Genomic DNA, 19,903 nt, shown 5'->3' on the forward strand with positions numbered 1-19,903 from the left:
ATGATGGAATCTGCTCCCGTTTCTCCCGTTTCTCCGGCGGCCCTGCTGCGCTCGCTCAGTGCCCGGCTGGATCAGGCGATGCTGGCGGATCAGCCGCGTCTTGCCCGGCGTCTGGCTGGCCTGCGCAAGCGTTTTGATGCCCGTGCGGCGCAGCAGGTAGAGGCGGCGCTGGCGGCTTCTGTGGCGCTGCGCGAACGGCGCGCTGCGCTGACGCCGCGCATCGACTGGCCGGATTTGCCAGTGGTACATTCGCTGGATGCGTTGCAAGAGGCGATCGAGTCCCATCAGGTGGTGGTGGTGGCTGGCGAAACCGGCTCCGGCAAGACCACGCAGTTGCCGAAGTTGTGCCTGGCGTTGGGCCGTGGCCGTGCCGGCATGATCGGGCACACGCAGCCTCGGCGCCTGGCGGCGCGGGCGGTGGCGGCGCGGATTGCGGAAGAGATCGGCTCCAGTGTCGGCGCCATGGTCGGTTTCAAGGTGCGGTTTCAGGATCAGGTGGGGCCGGAATCGCTGGTCAAATTGATGACCGATGGCACCTTGCTGGCGGAGATTCAGCAAGATCGGTTGTTGCGACAATACGACACGCTGATCATTGATGAGGCGCATGAGCGCAGCCTCAATATCGATTTTTTGCTGGGCTACCTGAAACAACTGCTACCACGGCGGCCCGATCTGAAAATCATCATTACCTCGGCCACCATTGATCATGAGCGGTTCGCGGCGCATTTTTCCGGGGCCCCGGTGCTGGAAGTGTCCGGCCGCACTTACCCGGTGGAGGTGCGTTATCGCGACAGCGCCGACGAAGGCGAGCGTGATCTGCGCCGTGAAGTGGAACTGGTGCTGCGCGAGATCGAACAAGAGGAGCGCGGCCAGCTCCCCCCGGCGCGAGACGTGCTGGTGTTTCTCAGTGGCGAACGGGAAATCCGCGAGTTGCATCACCATCTGCGCCGCTGTGAATTTCGCGATACGGAATTTCTGCCGCTGTACGCGCGCTTGAGCCAGCAAGAACAGCATCGGGTTTTTTCACCTCACCGTGGGCGCCGGGTGGTGCTCACCACCAACGTGGCGGAAACTTCGCTGACTGTGCCGGGCATTCGTTACGTTATTGATGCGGGCACGGCGCGCATCAGCCGCTACAGCGTGCACAGCAAGGTGCAGCGCTTGCCGGTGGAGGCGATCTCCCAGGCCAGTGCCGAGCAGCGCAAGGGGCGCAGCGGGCGGGTGATGCCGGGTATCTGTTATCGCCTTTACAGTGAAGCTGATTTTCTCTCCCGCCCGGCATTTACCGACCCGGAAATCCGGCGCACGAATCTGGCCGCCGTGATTTTGCAGATGGCCGATCTGGGCCTGGGCGAGCTGGAAGATTTTCCTTTTATTGATCCGCCGGATGGGCGCCTGGTGCGCGATGGCTATCGCTTGCTGGAAGAGCTGGGTGCCATTGAAGGCCGCACCCTGACGCCAGTAGGCCGCGAGCTGGCGCGGCTGCCAGTAGACCCGCGCCTGGCACGAATGGTGTTGCGCGCAAGCGAAACCGGCGCGTTGCGTGAGGCGCTGATTATTGTCGCGGCGCTGGCGGTGCAAGATCCGCGAGAGCGGCCGCACGAGCAACAGCAGCAGGCGGATCAGGCGCACCAGCCGTTTGTGGACAAGCAATCGGATTTTCTGCTTTTCCTCAAGCTGTGGGAGTGGGCGGAGGCGCAGCGTGTGGCGCTGACGCGCAACCAGTATGAGCGCCTGCTGAAGAAAACTTTTTTGTCGCCCACGCGAATGCGTGAGTGGCGCGATACGCACCATCAGCTGCTGCTGTTGTGCAAACAGATGAAGCTGCCGTTGTCGGATGTCCCCGCCAGTTATGACGCGCTGCATCGGGCGCTATTGTCGGGTTTGTTGGGCCACGTTGTGCGGCGCACAGACGAAGGCGAATGGTTGTCCACTCGCAATCGCAAGCCAGTGGTGTGGCCGGGTTCGGCGCTGGCCAAAACGCGGGCGAGCTGGCTGATGGCGGCAGAGCTGATCGACACCAGCCGGCTGTTTGCCCGTTGCGTGGCGCAGATTCAGCCCGAGTGGATCGAGCAGGAAGCCGCGCATCTGGTGAAACGCCAGTATGTGGAGCCGTACTGGTCGAAAAAACATGGCGCTGTCTGGGCGCGAGAGCAGGTCAGTCTGTTCGGGCTGCTCCTGGTAGCAGGGCGCCGGGTCAGCTTTGGTGCCCATCAGCCGGCGCTGGCGCGAGAGCTGATGATTCGTGAGGGGCTGGTGGCCGGCGAGTTGCCTCGGGAGCCGGATTTCGTGCGCGCCAATCGGGCGTTGCGCGCGCAGCTGGAAGAGTATGAGCACAAGCTGCGCCGCCGTGATCTGCTGGCGGATGAAGAAGACTGTTTTGCGTTTTACGATGCACGCTTGCCAGCAGAGGTTTACAGCCTCAAACATCTGGAAAGCTGGTATCGCCGCGCAGCGGAGCCCGAGCGCAGGGCGCTGTTCATGACGCAGGAAGACCTGCTGGTGCGTGAGCCTGAGCTGGGCCAGGAAGCGTTCCCGGATCATTTGCAGATTGGCGAATTGCGGCTGCCGCTTTCCTACAGTTTTGATCCCAGCGGCAGCCACGATGGCGTGACGCTCACGTTGCCGGTGGCAGCCTTGAATCAGGTATCGCCCGAGCGGCTCGATTGGTTGGTGCCAGGCCTGCTGCGGGAAAAACTGGAGGCGTTGCTGCGCGGTTTGCCGAAGGCGCGCCGGCGCCATTTTGTGCCGGTGCCGGATTACGTCAGCGCTTTGCTGGATGTGCTGGTGCCGGGCGATACACCGCTGATGCCTGCTGTCACTCGCGAGCTGGCGCGCATCACCGGCGTGCGAGTGGAGCTTGAGGAGTGGCAGGCGGTGCAGTTGCCGCTGCATCTGCAATTCAATTTGCGCATCACCGATGGCGATGCGTTGCTGGCCGAGGGCCGTGATCTGGCGGCGCTGAAGGTGCGCTTTGCCGATCAGGCGCTGGCGGCAATCACGCCTGCGGCCGATGAGCCTGAGCGAGCGGGTACGGACTGGGTTTTTGGCGAGCTGCCGTTGGTCAGGGAAATGCCACGGGACGGGATCGTGGTGCGGGCCTGGCCGGCGCTGCAAGATCGCGGCAAGGACGTGGCGGAAACCCTGTGCGCAGACGCCGAGGAAGCTGGCTGGCAGCACCAGTGGGGTGTGGCGCGGCTGCTGTTGTTGCGGCTGGCGGAGCAGCAGCGGCTGCTGCGGCGCTTTGCCGGCCAGCAGCCGGGTTTTCAGAAAATGGCGGCGGAAAAATCTGCGCTGGGGCGGAGTGTGCTTGAGGATGTATTGCTTCAGGTGACCGCGCAGCACTTCGGCGATTTACAGCCTGTCCGTGATGAAGCGGCGTTTCGTGCCTGCCTGGATCGGGGTCGCGGCAGTTTTGTGAAGGCCGCCGAAGCGGCACTGAGCGGCTGGAGCGGTGTGCTGGCGAGCTACCGGGATATCGCAGCGCGGCTGGATCGGCAGTTTCCGCTGGCCTGGGCGCACGCCCACCGGGACATCAAGCGGCAATTGGGTGAACTGATGTTTCCCGGTTTTCCGCTTCAGGTGCCGGCCCGGTGGCTGGCGGAATACCCGCGCTATTTCAAGGCATTGGCCCATCGGCTGGAGAAGCTGGGTGGCCAGATTGGCCGTGATCGGGCGCTGGTGGCTGAGCTTGAGGCGCTGTGGGAGCAGTATCAGACGCGTGCCGGCGAGCAGCCGTTGTGGCAGCAGCCGGAGCCGTTACAGTTGTACCGTTGGATGTTGGAAGAGTACCGGGTAAGCCTGTTTGCCCAGCAGCTGGGGACGCGGATGCCGGTGTCGGCGAAACGTCTGCGCCAGCAGTGGGAGCTGTGTTGACCGAATAATACGCTTTTCCGTCTTGTGGCACTTTGCCTGCCGGGCCGCAAGCGGTGATAATCACCGGTTAAGATTCCCGCCAGTGGCTTTTTGCGTGCCGCTGGCCTTCACGCGAGGAGCGATTTGTGACCCAGCAGGCAGTAGTCATCAGCGGCACCGGTCTGTGGACACCGGAGCTGGTCATCACCAATGAGGAGCTGGTGGCGTCCTTCAACCAGTATGTCGATCAGCATAACGAGCGCTACGCGGCGGAGATCGACGCTGGCGAGAGACAGGCCCTGCAACACTCCAGCGCGGAATTCATCGAAAAGGCATCTGGCATCAAGCAGCGCTATGTGCTGGACAAGGAAGGCGTGCTGGACCCGGCGCGCATGGCGCCGCGTATCGCGGAGCGCAGTGACGACACTATTTCCGTGCAGGCCGAGATGGCGGTGAAGGCGATCCAGGATGCGCTGAAGCAGGCCGGCCGCACGCCGGCAGATGTGGATGCAATTCTGGTGGCATGTTCCAACATGCAGCGCCCGTACCCTGCGATGGCGGTGGAGATCCAGCATTATCTGGGTATGGAGCGCGGCTGGGGCTACGACATGAACGTGGCCTGTTCGGCGGCGACATTCGGATTGCAGGCGGCCTCGGATGCGATTCGCTCCGGCAATGCGCGCTGCGTGGTGGTGGTGAACCCGGAAATCTGCTCCGCGCACCTGGCGTGGGAAGATCGCGACTGTCATTTCATCTTCGGCGATGTGGCTACCGCGCTGGTGCTGGAAGCGGCTGATGCGGCCACCTCGGAGAATCAGTGGGAAATTATCGGCACGCGGCTGCAAACCCGTTTCTCGAATAATATCCGCAACAATTTCGGTTTCCTCAATCGGGCGGATGAAAGCGGCGTCGGGGCGCGCGACAAACTGTTCCGGCAGGAAGGCCGCAAGGTGTTCCGGGAAGTTTGCCCGATGGTGGCCGAGCAGATCACTGATCACCTCGGCGAATTGTCGATAGCGCCGGATTCGCTTGATCGCATGTGGCTGCACCAGGCCAATCTGGGCATGAATCAGTTTATTGCACGCCGGGTGCTCGGGCGGGATGCCACGCGGGAAGAGGCGCCGGTGATTCTGGATGAATACGCCAACACCAGCTCGGCCGGCTCGATTATCGCGTTTCATAAATACAACGCAGATCTGCAAGCGGGCGATGTGGGCGTGATTTGCTCCTTTGGTGCCGGTTACTCCATTGGCTCCATTGTGGTGAAAAAACGCTAAAGGTTATTTGATCACGCTAAAAAAAGCGGTTCATTGTCGATTTCCGTGGAGGCATTCCGGTTGTCCGCGAAAGCGCCAATAGATTTTCCAGAATACCGATCATTTTTATCCCCCTCTCCCCCAACCCCTCCCCCGCAAGGGGAGAGGGGCAAAAAAGACCATCGTCAATTCCCGTAGAGCCGTTTCCGCTGTCCGCGAAAGTATCAATGGGTACCCAAAATATCGGCTTTTTGCTCCCCTCTCCCCTTGCGGGACAAGCGAAGCGCAGAACAGCCGCAGGCTGGCCCGAAGGGGGAGCGAAGCGAATAAGGGGTTGGGGGAGAGGGGAGATTATGGCAGGAAATATATATGCGGCACTTGATCTGGAACGAAACGGACTGGCGCCAGGTGTTTTGGGGCTGTGGAATTTTCAAGAAAATTTCTTCTGGAGATAATTGGAAGTAGTGCAACATGTAGCTGGTATCGTAACAGCTGCATATTCGTCGCCCCTCTCCCCAACCCCTCTCCCACAAGGGGAGAGGGGCTAAAAAAGCCCATCGTCGATTTCCGTGGAGGCATTCCGGTTGTCCGTGAAAGTATCAATGGGTGCCCAGAATACCGGATTTTTTGCTCCCCTCTCCCCTTGCGGGAGAGGGGGGAAAAGCTGATTCGCTTGCCCCACGAGGGAGAGCGGCTAAAGGGATCGGTATTTTTGACAACCCCCTAGGTGCTTTCACGGACAACCGGGGTGAAGCGGGGGTGGTCCGGTGGGGGCACGGGCGGGCAGTTATGATGCGCGTATTGCCGCAAAGAGTGCGGGAAGGGCCAGGTGTTTGCGCCGGGGAGGCGGTGCAGTGTGTCTGGCAGTGATGCGGCCAACGGGTTGTGGCCGTGGCAGGTGTGATGGCGGTGGCAATCCTGGTGGTTGTCGTGGGTGGTTTCGTGCGTGCTTCTTCGATGAGCGCTGTCGTTTGTACCTGCGTCCGCACTGTCACTTGAATATGCGTTGGTATACGCGTCCGTACTTGCGTCGGCGTTTCTGTTTTTATTGGTACTTTGGTTGAGGTGCCTTTCGCTCTCGTCTTCGGGAAGGTGCGTGCCGCTTTGCACGATGCTTCCTGTAACGTTGATGCTGGCGACGTGCCTGGCCGCAGTATATTTCTCTCCGGCGCGCTGGTGCCATCGCAGATGCTCGCTGCTGATCGCCCAGGCTGGCTCCATGGCGGCCAGCACAGTATTAGCCAGCATCAGCGCTGCCAGTATCAAGGCGGTCAGTAATCGTGTCGAGCGGCCCATCGGCATTGCGTCGTCGCTATGTGGTGTTGAAGCTGACCGCCGGCAGCTCTGGTGAATCGTGAGGCGGTTTGCGGTAGCTGGTCATAATGCATGGCACAGCCGCTACTGTGAAGGCTCAGGCAGGTGGAGGTTCAATAACCTGGCAGGAAAATTTACAGATTTGATATTGGGCGCGCGACCGGAACGTTTCTGCGGTTGGTGTGAACTGAGCAACTATCCCGAAAAAAACCGCCACAGGCCGGGAGCAACATCGGAACGTCACGGCTTCCTCTCTGACAAACATTACGCAAGGGATGATTTTGTTCGCTCATGGCAACCAAGGAGATATATATGAATACGATCAAACGCTTCAGCCCGCTGGCGCTGTTTTCTGCTTTTGCTCTGGTGATGTCGATGCTGGCCGCGCCGGTTCATGCGGCGACTGGTATGAACACGGCAGCCGGCGCTGATCAGGTGCTGCACGCCAATGATCACGATAAGGACCGGGACGATCGTCGGGATGATCGCCGTGATGATCAACGAGATGACCGTCGTGGCGATGGTATGGGCACAGGGACTGGTACTGGCACTGGCACAGATGGCCGTGGGGGCCAGGGCGGCACCGGGCAGCCAGGCTGGTAACACGAGCCTGATGCCTGCCGCAGCGGCCTGCCTGTAGGTGGCTGCGGTACGAAGGCCCGGCAGGGATGCCGGGCCTTCGTTGTTTTCGCCGTGCTTTGCTAGCGATGTGACATGGCGGTGCTATACTGCGCCGACCACCCATCTAGCTGGAGGCGGCGTGTCGGCATTTTTGCAAGGGTTCAAGGAAGAGCAGCGCACCCGGAGCAGCACGGGTATCGGGCGCACCGCGAGCATCAGCCTGGCGCTTGGCAGCCTGCTGTTGGCGCCGCTGGCCTCTGCCGATTACAGCCAGGCTGCGCAGGCCGCTGAACGAGGTCAGACCTACCAGGCGCTGGAGCATCCACGCGATCCGTGGGAGGGGTGGAACCGCAAGGTGTTCAGTTTCAACGAAACTGTCGATACCTATACGGCAAAACCTGCCGCCCAGGCTTACCGTAAGGTGACGCCGGGCTTTTTCCGTCGCTCGGTCGGTAATTTTTTCAACAATCTGCGCGATCTCCGCAGTGGTGTGAACAATATCCTTCAGTGGCGCTGGGGCGACGCCGGGCACAATCTGGGCCGTTTCGGGCTCAATACGACGCTGGGTGTGGCGGGGCTGTTCGATGTGGCCACCTCCGCCGAGCTGGATAAACGGGACAGTGATTTCGGTATCACGCTGGCTCGCTGGGGCGCGCCGCAGGGGCCTTACATGATGCTGCCGCTGATGGGGCCGTCTACCGTCCGCGATACGGTGGGGATGTTCCCCGACGATTATCTCGCCTTCCGCCGCTATGTGGATCACGATCTGACATCCTGGACGGTGCTCGGCCTGTATGTGCTTGATGTGCGGGCCACAGTGCTCGATTACGAGGCCGCGATCACGGGTGATCGCTACGTGTTCATTCGCGACTTTTATCTCAGCAGCCGTGACCGGCTGGCAGGCCAGAGTGATGCCGAGGCGGATTTCGAATTCGGTGACGATCTGGATGAAGATTGGGACGACGCCTGGTAATCCGGGAACGGCTATTTGCTGGTGCTGAGATGCCTTGCGCGAATGAAAGCGCTGTGCGGCACATAGAGTAAATCGGCCACTTTGCGGATCACGAATTCTTCCCGAGGATGGGCGCTGCCATCGGCGTGCGCGATGGCCCACATGTCTTCGATCAGTGCGGCGCGTTGCTCCGCTGACCAGTGGTTGCGCAGGGGCAGGGTGAACTGGAAATAGTCGGTCGCTTCTTCAGCTTCCTTGCGCGCTGCTTCGATCAGCTCGCGCACGGTGGCGTCGTCCATTTCCCAGCGTCGTTGCAGGCCACGCATCAAGGTGTCCAGTTCGTCATCGGCCAGGTGGCCGTCGGCGCGAGCCACTTCATACAGCAGCGCGGCGGCAGCACGGTGCAAATCTTCACGCGTGGCACCAGCATCGGCAGCCCGCCCGAACAGGGAATCAAGCAGTGGTTTCAGCATAATATTACCCGGCGCCGGGGAGCGGCCGGCGCTATGATCTGGTTCAGTTTTCAGCCTGCAAAAGCGCTTCCAACGCTTCCTGGTCCCGAGCAAAACGGCGGATGCCGTCAGCCAGCAGGTCGCAGGCCATGGGATTGTCATTCAGCGACCAGCGGAAGCTGGCTTCGTTCATTTGCGGCTGCTCGGGCACCAGCTCGATATCGGTGGCATCAAGGTGGCGCGTCAGAGTGCCGGCATCGTCAGCCAGTTTTTCCAGCAGCGCGGGGCTGATGGTCAGGCGATCACAGCCTGCAAGGGCTTCGATCTGCCCGGTATTGCGAAAACTTGCGCCCATCACGATGGTGTCCAGACCCAGCCCTTTCAAGGTGCGGAAAATGGCGCGTACGGAGATCACACCCGGATCTTGCTCGGGGCTGTCGATGACCATGCCACGGGAGGCGTACCAGTCGTGAATGCGGCCCACGAACGGAGAGATCAGGGTGGCGCCACGCTGGGAGGCAGCCAGCGCCTGCTCCAGGCTGAACACCAGTGTCAGGTTGCAGTGAATGCCTTCCTGCTCAAGAATCTCGGCAGCACGGATGCCTTCCCAGGTGGCGGCGATCTTGATCAGCACTCGCTCGGTATCCACGCCCAGCTCGCGATAAAGTGCCATCAGCCTGCGTGCCCGCTCCACGGTAGCGGTGATGTCGAATGAGAGCCGCGCATCGACTTCAGTGGAGACCAGCCCCGGGATCAGCTCCAGCACGGTTTGCCCGGTGAGCGTGGCGAACGCATCGCAGCACAGTGCCGGGTCATCGTCACCTTCGAGCTGGCGGGCCAGACGGCGGGCTTCATCCAGCAGCGGGCTCCCCTGTTTTGCCAGCGCCAGTAACAGCGACGGGTTGGTAGTGGCATCTACCGGGCGCAGCGCCCGAATGGCGGCCAGCTCGCCGGTGTCGGCTACCAGCGTGCTCCAGGTTTCAAGTTGTTCGCGCTTGCTGCTCATGGTGTTGCTGCCCCGCCCTGTGATCGTTGCCTGATTGGCTGTTTTTTCCCTGAACCATCCAAGCGTGCGTCAATGCGGCACAAGCCGCAAGGCGTCTCGCAGCACTTGCGGGGTGGCATCGGCCAGATGCGCCCGCGTGCTCAGGTGGCGCCGGAAGGCACGCGCTCCTGGCACGCCCTGAAAAAGATTCAGCACATGCCGCAATACGTGCTTGGGATGGACACCTTCTGCGTAACGTTGTTCCAGATAAGGCATGAAGGCATCCAGCAATGCGTGCGGATCGGTAAACGGAGCGGGGCGGCCGAACAGCTCCGGGTCGGCTTGGGCCAGCACCCACGGATTGTGGTACGCCTCGCGGCCGATCATCACCCCGTCCACCTGCTGCAAATGCTCACGCGCTTCCGCCAGAGTGCGCACGCCACCATTGAGGATCACCTCGCAGTCGGGGAAATCCTGTTTCACGGCGTAGGCGCGCTGATAGATCAGCGGCGGGATCTCCCGGTTCTCTTTCGGGCTCAAGCCTTTGAGAATTGCCTTGCGCGCGTGGATGGTGAAACTGCGACATCCGGCGGCGCGCACGGTGTCGATAAAATGATGCAGGAAGGCGTAATCGTCCTGATCATCAATACCGATCCGGCTCTTGACCGTCACCGGAACATCGACGACCGCCTGCATGGCGGCCACGCACTCGGCCACCAGCGCAGGCTCGGCCATCAGGCAGGCGCCAAAGCGCCCGGATTGTACGCGGTCAGACGGGCAGCCCACGTTGAGATTGATTTCGTCATAGCCGTAATCGGCGCCAATGCGCGCTGCTTCGGCCAGTTGCGCCGGATCGCTGCCGCCCAGTTGCAGCGCCACCGGATGCTCCGCTGCATCAAAACCCAGCAGGTAATCGCGCGCGCCGTGAATCACCGCGTGGGCAGTAACCATTTCTGTGTACAGCAACGTATGCCGCGTGAGCAGACGCACGAGATAACGAAAATCCCGGGTCGTCCATTCCATCATTGGCGCAACGCTGAGGCGGCGCGCCAGCGGCAGCGAGGTTGCCGTGGGCATCAGCTGGCTTGCTGTCGTGTTGTGTTGAATGTGCATACTGCCTTTTCGCCTGTTGCTGGCTGGGTAGATAAATTTGTTGCGTCATGCGTATCCAGGCGGGCCTGCACCAGGCTCGCCCGTTCGCGCAATGCGCCTCGGCGTTGTGCACCGCTCGCGTGCCCGGTTTCATGCCTGTGCATCGCCCAGCAACAGGGCAGAGGGTGAAAAACGCTGCCCGCACCCGTGTGGGAGCAGATCAGGCCCATTAGCGTCACCAGGTTACCGCAAGCTTCCTTGAGCAGAGGTATTTTAACGTACTGCTGACAGCTTTGCGTCCTGGGCTGTGAGTTCAAGGCGATCAATATTGCCGGCGTCGCCTGTGGCTCATGCAGGGTAGACGTGGGAGCTGCTGGCAGGCAGCTCTGTTTTCAGAAGAACTTTACCGCCTATGGCCTCGTGGTATCGCGTGATCGGGCGTAACAGAAGATCACGGCCATCTATCAAGGAACGCATTCCATCAACACGGCGTGGGGGCGATCAAGATAAGCCCGCAGGGCGGCGGGGGCCTGGGCGCTGGTGGGGTAGGCGGCGGGGCGCGGGTGATGAAACTGCACGTTGCGAAAGCCGGCTTCCTGCATCGCCTGCCGCAGTGTCGCCTCGGGCCAGTAGTAGGCGGTGACTTCCGAGCGTTGTTCGCCTTCGTATAGCGCCAGCGTGACTTCGGCGCCATCGGTGTAAGGCTGTTGTGCGCTCAGGGTGAAGCCGTAGGAGCGATAGTAGTCGGGTTCGGTGGCGTAATCGGGGTGCAGCGGCAGGGTGAGCATCGGCGGCGCCGTTCTGTTTCAGCAAGCGCGAATAAGTGCCGGCGCCGCAGCCGTAATCCAGCACACAGAGGCCGCATATGTCACCGAGTCGGGCGAGTACGCAAGGGGTTTCGATATCGCGCCGGAACGGCCATTCGCTGATGTTTTCGTAAAGCGGTGCGAGCGTATCGAACTGGCTGGGGATGTTCGTCATGGTCAAGTGCCTCAGGCAAATTGCATGACGAAATTAGAGGCCAGATTCAGGCGTGGGGTAAGTCAACAAAGGGACAGCGGCAACTCTGCCACCAGCTGAATATCAGTTTGCCTGCCGTTGCTGTGCGGTTGCACAGCAACGGCAGGTGGGCGTTATTCGACGGTAATGGTGATGGCGTCGGACATCACGGGTGGGTCGTGTGGAATGTGCAGATGGTCGCCGAGCACCAGCTGCAGGCGGTATTCGCCGGGCGCCAGCTCAAGGGTGGCTTCTGTCTGGCCACCGCCGTAGTGGATCACTTGTTCGGTGGCGGGAAGCGGGAAATCCATCGGCGGCAGATCGGTGACATTGATCAGCAGATGATGGTGGCCGCTGTCAGGTTTGTTGGTGCCCGCGGGCACCACATCCATGCCCTCCAGGCCAAATTCGAGTGTGACCGGGCTGGTGACGCTGGCGCCGTCAGCAGGCTCGATAAAGAACACCCGAGCGTCGGCTGGCGCGGTGCTGCGTGGCAGGCCCTGTGGTTCAAGTGCGTGGCGTGCATGAGCATCATCGCCGCCAGTTTCAATCTCGACTGCGCTGGCGGGCGCCTGGGCAGGCTCCGGGCTGTCGGAGCAGGCTTGCAGCAGCAAGGCACTTGCGGCCAGTGCCAGCAGGGCAGCGGCGTTGCGATGGATCTCGGGCATCTGCGTTTCCTCCCTGGATTGGGTTGGGGGTATAAAGGTGGCCTGATGGTAGCAGAAGATTCTGCGCCGGGCGGGATTGCTGCGCACAAGCTGCGTATAATGCGCGCATCCTGAATGCTTGACGGAGCCAGCATGACTGTTCGTACCCGCGTTGCCCCTTCGCCTACTGGCGATCCCCATGTGGGCACGGCTTATATCGCCTTGTTCAATGCCTGCTTTGCACGCCAGCACGGCGGGCAGTTTATTCTTCGCATCGAGGATACCGATCAGCAGCGCTCGACCGCCGAATCAGAGCAGGCGATCCTCGATTCGCTGCGCTGGCTGGGCCTGGCCTGGGACGAAGGCCCGGATGTGGGCGGCCCCCATGGCCCTTATCGGCAAAGCGAGCGGGGGGATATTTACCAGCGTTATGCACAGCAGCTGCTCGATAGCGGCCATGCGTTTCGTTGCTACCGCACCCCGGACGAGCTGGATCAGCTGCGCGACAGTTTGAAAGAGCAGGGTGTGCAGCGTGCGCTGAAGCCCTCTGATCTGGAGCTGCCAGCCGAGGAAGTGGCACGGCGCGAAGCCGCAGGTGCGCCCTCGGTAGTGCGCATGCGTGTGCCGGAGGAAGGCCGCTGCGAGGTTGACGACATGCTGCGCGGCACCATGGAGCTCGACTGGGGCCCGGTGGATGCACAGATACTGCTGAAATCCGACGGTATGCCCACCTACCACCTCGCCAATGTGGTGGATGACCACCTGATGGGCATTACCCATGTGTTGCGCGGCGAGGAGTGGATCAACTCCGCACCCAAACATAAATTGCTCTATGAATATTTTGGTTGGGAAATGCCACAGCTTTGCCATATGCCGCTGCTGCGCAACCCGGATAAATCGAAACTCTCGAAGCGCAAGAACCCCACCAGCATCACTTATTACCGCGACAAGGGATACCTGCCGGAAACGCTGCTGAATTATCTCGGCCGCATGGGCTGGTCGATGCCGGATGAGCGGGAAAAGTTTTCGCTTGAAGAAATGCAGGCGCAGTTCGATATTCAGCGCGTCTCGCTGGGCGGCCCGGTGTTCGATGTGGAAAAACTGGCATGGCTCAACGGGCAGTGGCTGCGCGAGCTGAGTGACGAGCAGTTTCTTGCCCGGCTGCAAGGCTGGCTTTTCAACCGCGAATACGCGTTGAAAGTCATTCCGCATATCAAGAGCCGGGTGGAAACGTTGAGCCAGGTGGTGGAACGGGCCGGGTTCTGTTTCGGCGACGCACCGGCTATTTCGGCGGCGTCCTTCGAGCATACCCAGCTTGCCAGCGAGGATATGAAGGAGTGGTTGCAATATCTGCTCTGGTCACTGGATGCGTTGCGCACCTGGGAGCGTGATGCGTTGTTCGGAGTTGCGCAATCACTAGCCAGGGCGCTGGGTGTGAAGGTGAAGGATTTCCTGCATCCGGTGTTTGTGGCGATTGCGGGCACGCCGGCGAGTTTTTCGGTGGTGGACGCCATGGCGATCCTCGGGCCGGATCTGACCCGTATGCGCCTGCGCAGTGCCATCGAGGCGTTGGGCGGGGTGTCCAAGAAGCAGACCAAACAGCTGGAAAAGCGCTGGCTGACAATGCAGCAGCCAGCAGGGTAACGGCTTGACAAGGTGTGGGCAGAGCGGCTGATGGCACCCTGCCTGCTCACACAACAAGCGATTGATTAGGAAAGATGTTTCACGCGCTTGACAGCCCTTTCGCGGCTGCTACAATGCGCAGCCTCGACGGGGCGTACCGCTTCATATAGAACGGCTGCCACCACCCAGGTCGAGAAGTTTCAAGGGGCCATAGCTCAGCTGGGAGAGCGCTACAATGGCATTGTAGAGGTCGGCGGTTCGATCCCGCCTGGCTCCACCAGGTTCCACAGCGGTCTTGTTTCCGAGATCGAGTTCCAGGAAGGTTTAGTCCCCTTCGTCTAGAGGCCTAGGACACCGCCCTTTCACGGCGGTAACAGGGGTTCGAATCCCCTAGGGGACGCCATGAAGAGAAGCCCGCTGCGAAAGCAGCGGGCTTTTTTTATGTTGTCCCCTGAGGGGTTCGAACCGTCCTTACAGGGGTTTGACCGGCGGCTTGTCCGCCGGAACGCCGCGTAAGCGGCGGCCCGCAGGGCCAGCGGCGCAGCCGTGCAGTCATCCCCTAGGGGACGCCATGAAGAGAAGCCCGCTGCGAAAGCAGCGGGCTTTTTTATATTTTCCCCTAGGGGGTTCGAACCATCCCTGTTCAATCGCGAATAAGTTCTGAATGAGGCGCAAGGGGTCGCTGCAGATTGAGCCGCGCATCCCGGATGGCGACGCGGCGGCTCGGCAGCCGCCGCCCAGGTTGTTCACGCCTGCTTGTCCGCAGGCTTTCGTTGTGCCTGCATACGGCGCAACAGGCTGGAAGTATCCCAGCGGCCGCCGCCCATAGCCTGCACATCGCGATAAAAATCATTGACCATCTCGGTAAGGGGCAGGTCGCTGCCGTTGTGCCGGGCTTCTGCCAGGCAGATATCCAGATCCTTGCGCATCCAGTCAACGGCGAAGCCATGTTCGTACTCGTCGGCGATCATGGTGCGGTGGCGGTTCACCATCTGCCATGAGCTGGCGGCACCCTGGGAAATCACATCGATGACGCGCTGCACATCCAGCCCGGCGTTCTCGGCAAAGGCCATGCCTTCAGCCAACCCCTGTACCACTGCACCGACGCAAATCTGGTTGACCATCTTGGTCAACTGGCCGGCGCCACTGGGGCCCATCAGCGTGACAGCGCGGGCATAGTGAGCAAGCAGGGGCCGGGCGCGCTGGAACTCCTGCTCGGTGCCGCCACACATGATGGTCAGGCTGCCTTGTTCGGCGCCTTGCTGGCCGCCCGAGACAGGTGCATCCATAAACCCGCAGCCGTGTGCCTGAGCGGCCTCTGCCAGCTCGCGGGCGACTTTTGCCGAGGCGGTGGTATGGTCCACAAGCAAGCTGCCGGGAGTGGCGCCTTTGAGAGCGCCGTGCTCGCCGCTGACAACGGCGCGCAGGTCGTCATCGTTGCCGACACAGATCATGATCAGGTCGGCGTTGCGTGCGGCCTCTGCGGGCGTGGCGGCATGATGGCCGCCGTACTCTGCCGCCCATTGTTCGGCCTTGGCGGTAGTGCGGTTGTAGACGGTGACCGGGTGCCCGGCGCGTTGCAGATGGCCGGCCATGGGATAGCCCATCACGCCGAGGCCGATAAAGGCAATTCGCGTGCTCATGTGTGTTGTCCTTCGGTTGCGACGTGGTTCCGGCGTGGAACCTGAAAACGGAAAGACAGTGTACCCAACTGTGCCACATTGCGCTTGGCGCCAAAGCAGGCCGGAGCGCGGTGGGACAAGATCCGAGAGCCGGGAGGAAAGGCAATGGATATGCCGTTTGTGGCTGATGTGGCTGACGTGACCGGGCGCCTGCTGACGGCTCTGGCGTGCCAGATGATGGAGCGGGGCGAGTGCGGCGAGCGCGAGTGGCCGGTGCGGGTTGCCGGCACTGATTATCGCTTGCCTGATTATCGCTTGCCTGATTATCGGGTGCGTGCCACGCAGGCTTCCCCTGTAGCGCTACGGGGGCAGCGGCGGCCGGGTGCGCCACAGTGTGGCGCGGGTGCGACGGCGATCTCCGTGATTCAGGGGCGCTCGGACACGTCACCGATGGTTGGTAAGGCGCTCGAAGTGGAGGCGGTGGTGTCAGCCGTTTTTCCGGGCCTGAACGGTTTTTTCCTGCTCGAAGACGAGGCGGATCAGGACGACGATCCGCTTACGTCAGAAGGCTTGTTCGTTTATCTGCGAGAAGCTGCAGTGGCCCCCGGCCAGCGTGTGCGCGTGCGGGGCAAGGTGACGGAATACCACGGCCAGACGCAGATAAGCGCTGCGGCCATCCGTCAATGCGCTGCTGCGTTGGAGGCGGAGCCGCTGGCAGCGCTGCCATTGCGCTTGCCGCTTGAGAATCTTGAGGCGCTGGAAGGCATGTTGGTGCAGGTACCGGAGGGGCTCACGGTACTTGATGTCAGCGAGTGGGGGCGTTACGGCAGCGTGCTGCTCGGCACCGGGAGGCATATGGCACCGACGCAGCTGGCGCCACCGGGTAAGGCAGCTGACGCGCTGCACGCCGATGCTGCCCGGCAGCAAATTGTGCTGGATGACGGCAGCACGGCGGTGAACCCCTCATCAATTGCCTACCTGGCGGGCGGGCTGTCGCCGGGCGCTGCTGTACGAGCTGGCGATAGGGTGGCGGGCTTCACTGCGGTGCTCGGTTTCGGTTTTGATGCCTGGCGGCTGCACCCGGTAGAGCCGGTGCGTTTTCAGGCGCACAATTTGCGCCCTGAGCCACCTCCGCGACATGCGGAAGCAAACCTGCGCGTTGCCGCTTTCAACGTGATGAATTTTTTTAATGGCGACGGGCGTGGTGGCGGTTTTCCCACAGCGAGAGGCGCGCGCAGTGCGGCCGAGCTGAAGCGTCAGAAAGCGCAGCTGGTGGCGGCATTGCAGCAGCTGGATGCGGATATTGTGGCGCTCGCGGAGGTGGAGAACGATGGTTACGGCGAGCATTCGGCGCTCACCGAGCTTGCCGCTGCACTGGGTGCGCAGTGGCGCTTTGTGAACCCCGGTATCGCGCGCCTTGGCGGTGATGAGATTGCGGTCGGCCTGTTGTACCGCAGCAACGTGGTGGCGCCGGTGGGCAAGACAGCCTGGCTGGCCGAGGGCACCTTCAAGAGGCTGAACCGTGTGCCGCTGGCGCAAGGGTTCAGGTTGCGCGAGCAGGGTGGGGTGATCGTGGTGGTGGCCAACCACTTCAAATCGAAGGGCTGCCGGGGCGCCACGGGCGCAAATGCCGACCATGGCCAGGGCTGCTGGAATCCGGTGCGCGAGGCAGCGGCGGCGGAGCTGGTACGCTGGCTTGCGCAAGACCCTACCGGGCTGGGCGAAAGCGCAACCCTGATCGCTGGCGATCTCAACAGCTATGCGCGTGAAAGCCCGGTGCAGCGGTTGCAGCAAGCGGGCTACCGGGATTTGCTGGCGCGTTTTCAGGGCGAGCAGGCGTATACCTATGTGTATGCAGGCCGGGCTGGTTATCTGGATTATCTGCTGGCCACCGAGGCGCTCGCTGCGCAGGTGCTGACTGCCGCTACCTGGCCCATCAATGCCGATGAGCCGCGTGCGCTGGGCTATGGCTATATCTCGCAGGCCGCCTCGCAGGTGTGGTTGCCGGCAGGCAGTGCGGTATTTCGCTCCAGCGATCACGATCCTGTGTACGCGGATTTCCATCTTCGTGACGTGCCTTGAGCCTGTTGTCCTGCGCGTCGGCGCTGGGGCGGCAAAGTCTGTCGGAGGTGACAGGTTTCAGCAGGTCACGCTGTTTTTAAAGCTTTGTTTCGAGTTCTTGGAGCGTATAAAGTTTTTCCGGTAGGCGGGCAGAGCCATATGCGATGGAGTTAGATATAAAAAGGTTCATCGTCGATTTCGGTGGAGACATTTCCGATATCTGCGAAAGCACCAATGGGTTGTCCAAAATACTTTTTTTACTCCCCTCTCCCCTTGTGGGACAAGCGAGGCGTAGAACAGCCGTAGGCTGGCCCGGAGGGTGAGCGAATCAGTTTTGCCCCCCTCTCCCCTTGTGGGAGAGGGGTTGGGGGAGAGGGGTTGGGAGAGAGGGGCTGCGGACATGCAGCTGTCAAGATAGCTGCTACATGGTGTACTACTTTCACTTATCTTCAGTAGAAAATTTCCATAAAAATTTCACAGCCAAAAAAACCGAGCGCTAGCCAGTTTCGTTCCAGATCAAGTGCCGAGTATATATTTCCTGCCATAATCTCCCCCTCTCCCCAACCCCTCTCCCACGAGGGGAGAGGGGCTAAAAAAGGGTTCATCGTTGAATGCCGGGGAAGGCGGCACGGATTTTGAGGAAGAAATACTCCTGATCCCGGTAGCCGTAGGCCCTGCGTTTGATCATCTTGATGGTGTTATTGATGCCTCGACGATGCTGGTGTTCATCGGATGTCGGCAACCCGATAGCTGGCCCAGCCGCGCAGTGTCTCTATCGTCTTCCTGTCCAGCATGGCTCGCTCCAAAATCCATGAAATCTGGGCTTGAGAGTACGAATCCACCGATAAAGGCTCCACGGGAATCGACGATGAACCATAAAAAAGCCCCCGCAGATTGCGCCGCGGGGGCCTGTGCAAACCGCTGTGGAAAGCGATTTACTTGCGATCGCCCGCCGGGATGAACGGGCGCTCGGTTTCGCCAGTGTAGAGCTGGCGCGGGCGGCCGATCTTGTACGGATTGGAGATCATTTCGTTCCAGTGCGAAATCCAGCCCACGGTGCGCGACAGGGCGAAGATGACGGTGAACATGGAGGTCGGGATACCCAGCGCCTTGAGAATGATGCCTGAGTAGAAATCCACGTTCGGGAACAGTTTTTTCTCGATGAAGTACGGGTCGGACAGGGCGATTTCTTCCAGCTTCATCGCCAGCTCAAGTTGTGCGTCCTTGATGCCCAGCTCGGCCAGCACTTCGTGGCAGGATTCGCGCATGACGCTGGCACGCGGGTCGTAGTTCTTGTACACCCGGTGGCCAAAGCCCATCAGCTTGAACGGATCGTTTCTGTCTTTCGCCTTGGCAATGTATTTGTCGATGTTGGAGACATCGCCGATCTCGTCCAGCATGTTCAGCACCGCTTCGTTGGCGCCGCCGTGAGCAGGCCCCCAGAGTGCTGAAATACCCGCTGCGATGCAGGCAAACGGGTTGGCACCCGAAGAGCCGGCCAGGCGCACGGTGGACGTGGAGGCGTTCTGCTCGTGGTCGGCGTGCAGGATGAAAATGCGATCCATGGCGCGCGCCGCGACCGGGCTGATTTTCGATTCCTCGCACGGGGTACCGAACATCATGTGCAGGAAGTTTTCGGCGTAGCCGAGATCATTGCGCGGGTACATGAACGGCTGGCCCGCCGAATATTTGTAGCACATGGCGGCAATCGTCGGCATCTTGGCAATCAGCCGCATGGCGGTGATTTCGCGGTGCTGCGGATTCTTGATGTCGGTGGAGTCGTGGTAGAACGCCGACAGCGCGCCCACTACACCACACATGACGGCCATCGGGTGTGCATCCCGGCGGAAGCCACGGTAGAAAAACTGCAACTGCTCATGAACCATGGTGTGGTTCTTGATCGTCTTGACGAACTGTTCCTTCTGTTCCTGTGTCGGCAGCTCGCCGTGCCACAGCAGATAGCACACTTCCAGGTAATCGGAATTGCTGGCCAGTTCTTCAATCGAGTAGCCGCGATGCAGCAGCTGGCCTTTCTCACCATCAATATAGGTGATCTTGGACTCGCACGAAGCGGTGGACGTAAAGCCCGGATCGAAGGTAAACAGGTTCTTGGCAGTCAGGGGCGCGACGTCTACAACGTCCTGGCCCAGGGACGGGGAGTATACCGACAGCTCGATATCCTCGCGGCCGTCCACCTTGAGGATGGCTTTCTTCTCGGTCATGGAGTTCTCCTACACGGAGGCGGTTCAGGGAGCCCACCTGTGATATCGCGTGTGTTCGGGCGGCGAAGCACGCCGGGCGCGGGGGACGTTAAGGTTTTGGTGCTTTCTTGTCAACGCGAAGCGTCTTTCATCGGCGGATCATCAACTGCTTATCAGCCAGTGGCGACAAATCACCAACTAAACAGCATGTTACGCCAATCTC

14 protein-coding genes, 2 tRNA genes and 1 pseudogene are annotated in these 19,903 nt (G+C 61.0%); 8 read left to right on the top strand and 9 right to left on the bottom strand.

The window, feature by feature from the left end:
* The gene (gene hrpA, locus MU846_RS00180; RefSeq protein WP_246947035.1) at nt 1-3,876 is read left to right on the top strand and encodes an ATP-dependent RNA helicase HrpA; all 3,876 of its coding nucleotides are present in this window, start codon (nt 1-3) and stop codon (nt 3,874-3,876) included.
* 125 nt (nt 3,877-4,001) lie between these two features.
* Nucleotides 4,002-5,132, top strand: a complete 1,131-nt coding sequence (locus tag MU846_RS00185) for a beta-ketoacyl-ACP synthase III (protein ID WP_246947037.1) — start codon at nt 4,002-4,004, stop codon at nt 5,130-5,132.
* Between the two features lie 702 nt (nt 5,133-5,834).
* Here MU846_RS00185 and MU846_RS00190 read toward each other — a convergent pair.
* Nucleotides 5,835-6,407, bottom strand: a complete 573-nt coding sequence (locus MU846_RS00190; protein ID WP_246947039.1) for a hypothetical protein — start codon at nt 6,405-6,407, stop codon at nt 5,835-5,837.
* A gap of 330 nt (nt 6,408-6,737) precedes the next feature.
* Between MU846_RS00190 and MU846_RS00195 the strand changes: the two genes are divergently transcribed.
* Both MU846_RS00195 and MU846_RS00200 read left to right on the top strand, forming a co-directional pair.
* On the top strand, nt 6,738-7,028 hold the full coding sequence (locus MU846_RS00195; protein ID WP_246947041.1) for a hypothetical protein: 291 nt from the start codon (nt 6,738-6,740) through the stop codon (nt 7,026-7,028).
* A 157-nt stretch (nt 7,029-7,185) separates the two neighbouring features.
* Complete coding sequence (locus MU846_RS00200; RefSeq protein ID WP_246947043.1) at nt 7,186-8,019, top strand: MlaA family lipoprotein; 834 nt, start codon at nt 7,186-7,188, stop codon at nt 8,017-8,019.
* An 11-nt stretch (nt 8,020-8,030) separates the two neighbouring features.
* Here MU846_RS00200 and MU846_RS00205 read toward each other — a convergent pair whose 3' ends face one another.
* The 5 genes from MU846_RS00205 to MU846_RS00225 all read right to left on the bottom strand — a co-directional run bounded on the left by MU846_RS00205 (nt 8,031) and on the right by MU846_RS00225 (nt 12,194).
* The gene (locus tag MU846_RS00205; protein WP_246947045.1) at nt 8,031-8,471 is read right to left on the bottom strand and encodes a tellurite resistance TerB family protein; all 441 of its coding nucleotides are present in this window, start codon (nt 8,469-8,471) and stop codon (nt 8,031-8,033) included.
* Nucleotides 8,472-8,514: 43 nt separating this feature from the next.
* Nucleotides 8,515-9,456, bottom strand: a complete 942-nt coding sequence (locus tag MU846_RS00210; RefSeq protein WP_246947047.1) for a transaldolase — start codon at nt 9,454-9,456, stop codon at nt 8,515-8,517.
* Nucleotides 9,457-9,525: 69 nt separating this feature from the next.
* Entirely contained in the window at nt 9,526-10,512 is a 987-nt protein-coding gene (gene dusA, locus MU846_RS00215) for a tRNA dihydrouridine(20/20a) synthase DusA (RefSeq protein ID WP_246947049.1), read from the bottom strand.
* Nucleotides 10,513-10,991: 479 nt separating this feature from the next.
* Entirely contained in the window at nt 10,992-11,315 is a 324-nt protein-coding gene (locus MU846_RS00220) for a hypothetical protein (RefSeq protein WP_246947051.1), read from the bottom strand.
* A 345-nt stretch (nt 11,316-11,660) separates the two neighbouring features.
* Nucleotides 11,661-12,194, bottom strand: a complete 534-nt coding sequence (locus MU846_RS00225; protein ID WP_246947053.1) for a DUF4399 domain-containing protein — start codon at nt 12,192-12,194, stop codon at nt 11,661-11,663.
* Between the two features lie 132 nt (nt 12,195-12,326).
* On the opposite strand from MU846_RS00225, the gene gltX reads away from it, so the two are divergent.
* The 3 genes from gltX (at nt 12,327) to MU846_RS00240 (ending at nt 14,199) form a co-directional block, all read left to right on the top strand.
* Nucleotides 12,327-13,817: a glutamate--tRNA ligase gene (gltX, locus tag MU846_RS00230; protein WP_246947055.1), complete on the top strand. Its 1,491-nt coding sequence runs from the start codon at nt 12,327-12,329 to the stop codon at nt 13,815-13,817.
* Between the two features lie 183 nt (nt 13,818-14,000).
* Nucleotides 14,001-14,076, top strand: a tRNA-Ala gene (locus tag MU846_RS00235).
* 47 nt (nt 14,077-14,123) lie between these two features.
* Nucleotides 14,124-14,199 (top strand) — tRNA-Glu (locus MU846_RS00240).
* Between the two features lie 343 nt (nt 14,200-14,542).
* Here the strand turns inward: MU846_RS00240 and MU846_RS00245 are convergent.
* Complete coding sequence (locus tag MU846_RS00245; protein WP_371738508.1) at nt 14,543-15,652, bottom strand: NAD(P)-dependent oxidoreductase; 1,110 nt, start codon at nt 15,650-15,652, stop codon at nt 14,543-14,545.
* Between MU846_RS00245 and MU846_RS00250 the strand changes: the two genes are divergently transcribed.
* Nucleotides 15,584-17,500, top strand: coding sequence for an ExeM/NucH family extracellular endonuclease (locus MU846_RS00250; RefSeq protein WP_246947059.1), 1,917 nt, complete (start codon nt 15,584-15,586; stop codon nt 17,498-17,500). The two genes, MU846_RS00245 and MU846_RS00250, sit on opposite strands and share 69 nt — an antisense overlap.
* A gap of 580 nt (nt 17,501-18,080) precedes the next feature.
* Here the strand turns inward: MU846_RS00250 and MU846_RS00255 are convergent.
* Together MU846_RS00255 and gltA are read right to left on the bottom strand one after the other, a co-directional pair.
* Nucleotides 18,081-18,235: pseudogene (locus MU846_RS00255) on the bottom strand (transposase); the annotation flags it as partial.
* A 179-nt stretch (nt 18,236-18,414) separates the two neighbouring features.
* Complete coding sequence (gene gltA / locus MU846_RS00260; RefSeq protein ID WP_246947062.1) at nt 18,415-19,701, bottom strand: citrate synthase; 1,287 nt, start codon at nt 19,699-19,701, stop codon at nt 18,415-18,417.
* Between the last annotated feature and the right edge of the window lie 202 nt (nt 19,702-19,903).

The organism is Alcanivorax quisquiliarum, assembly GCF_023051175.1.
Classification (GTDB): Bacteria; Pseudomonadota; Gammaproteobacteria; order Pseudomonadales; family Alcanivoracaceae; genus Isoalcanivorax; species Isoalcanivorax quisquiliarum.

Coding starts and splice junctions, on each gene's coding strand:
- gltX (WP_246947055.1), top strand. CDS start 12,327: ATGACTGTTCGTACCCGCGTTGCCCCTTCGCCTACTGGCGATCCCCAT.
- gltA (WP_246947062.1), bottom strand. CDS start 19,701: ATGACCGAGAAGAAAGCCATCCTCAAGGTGGACGGCCGCGAGGATATC.
- MU846_RS00220 (WP_246947051.1), bottom strand. CDS start 11,315: ATGCTCACCCTGCCGCTGCACCCCGATTACGCCACCGAACCCGACTAC.
- MU846_RS00250 (WP_246947059.1), top strand. CDS start 15,584: ATGGATATGCCGTTTGTGGCTGATGTGGCTGACGTGACCGGGCGCCTG.
- MU846_RS00205 (WP_246947045.1), bottom strand. CDS start 8,471: ATGCTGAAACCACTGCTTGATTCCCTGTTCGGGCGGGCTGCCGATGCT.
- hrpA (WP_246947035.1), top strand. CDS start 1: ATGATGGAATCTGCTCCCGTTTCTCCCGTTTCTCCGGCGGCCCTGCTG.
- MU846_RS00225 (WP_246947053.1), bottom strand. CDS start 12,194: ATGCCCGAGATCCATCGCAACGCCGCTGCCCTGCTGGCACTGGCCGCA.
- MU846_RS00190 (WP_246947039.1), bottom strand. CDS start 6,407: ATGGGCCGCTCGACACGATTACTGACCGCCTTGATACTGGCAGCGCTG.
- dusA (WP_246947049.1), bottom strand. CDS start 10,512: ATGCCCACGGCAACCTCGCTGCCGCTGGCGCGCCGCCTCAGCGTTGCG.
- MU846_RS00195 (WP_246947041.1), top strand. CDS start 6,738: ATGAATACGATCAAACGCTTCAGCCCGCTGGCGCTGTTTTCTGCTTTT.
- MU846_RS00210 (WP_246947047.1), bottom strand. CDS start 9,456: ATGAGCAGCAAGCGCGAACAACTTGAAACCTGGAGCACGCTGGTAGCC.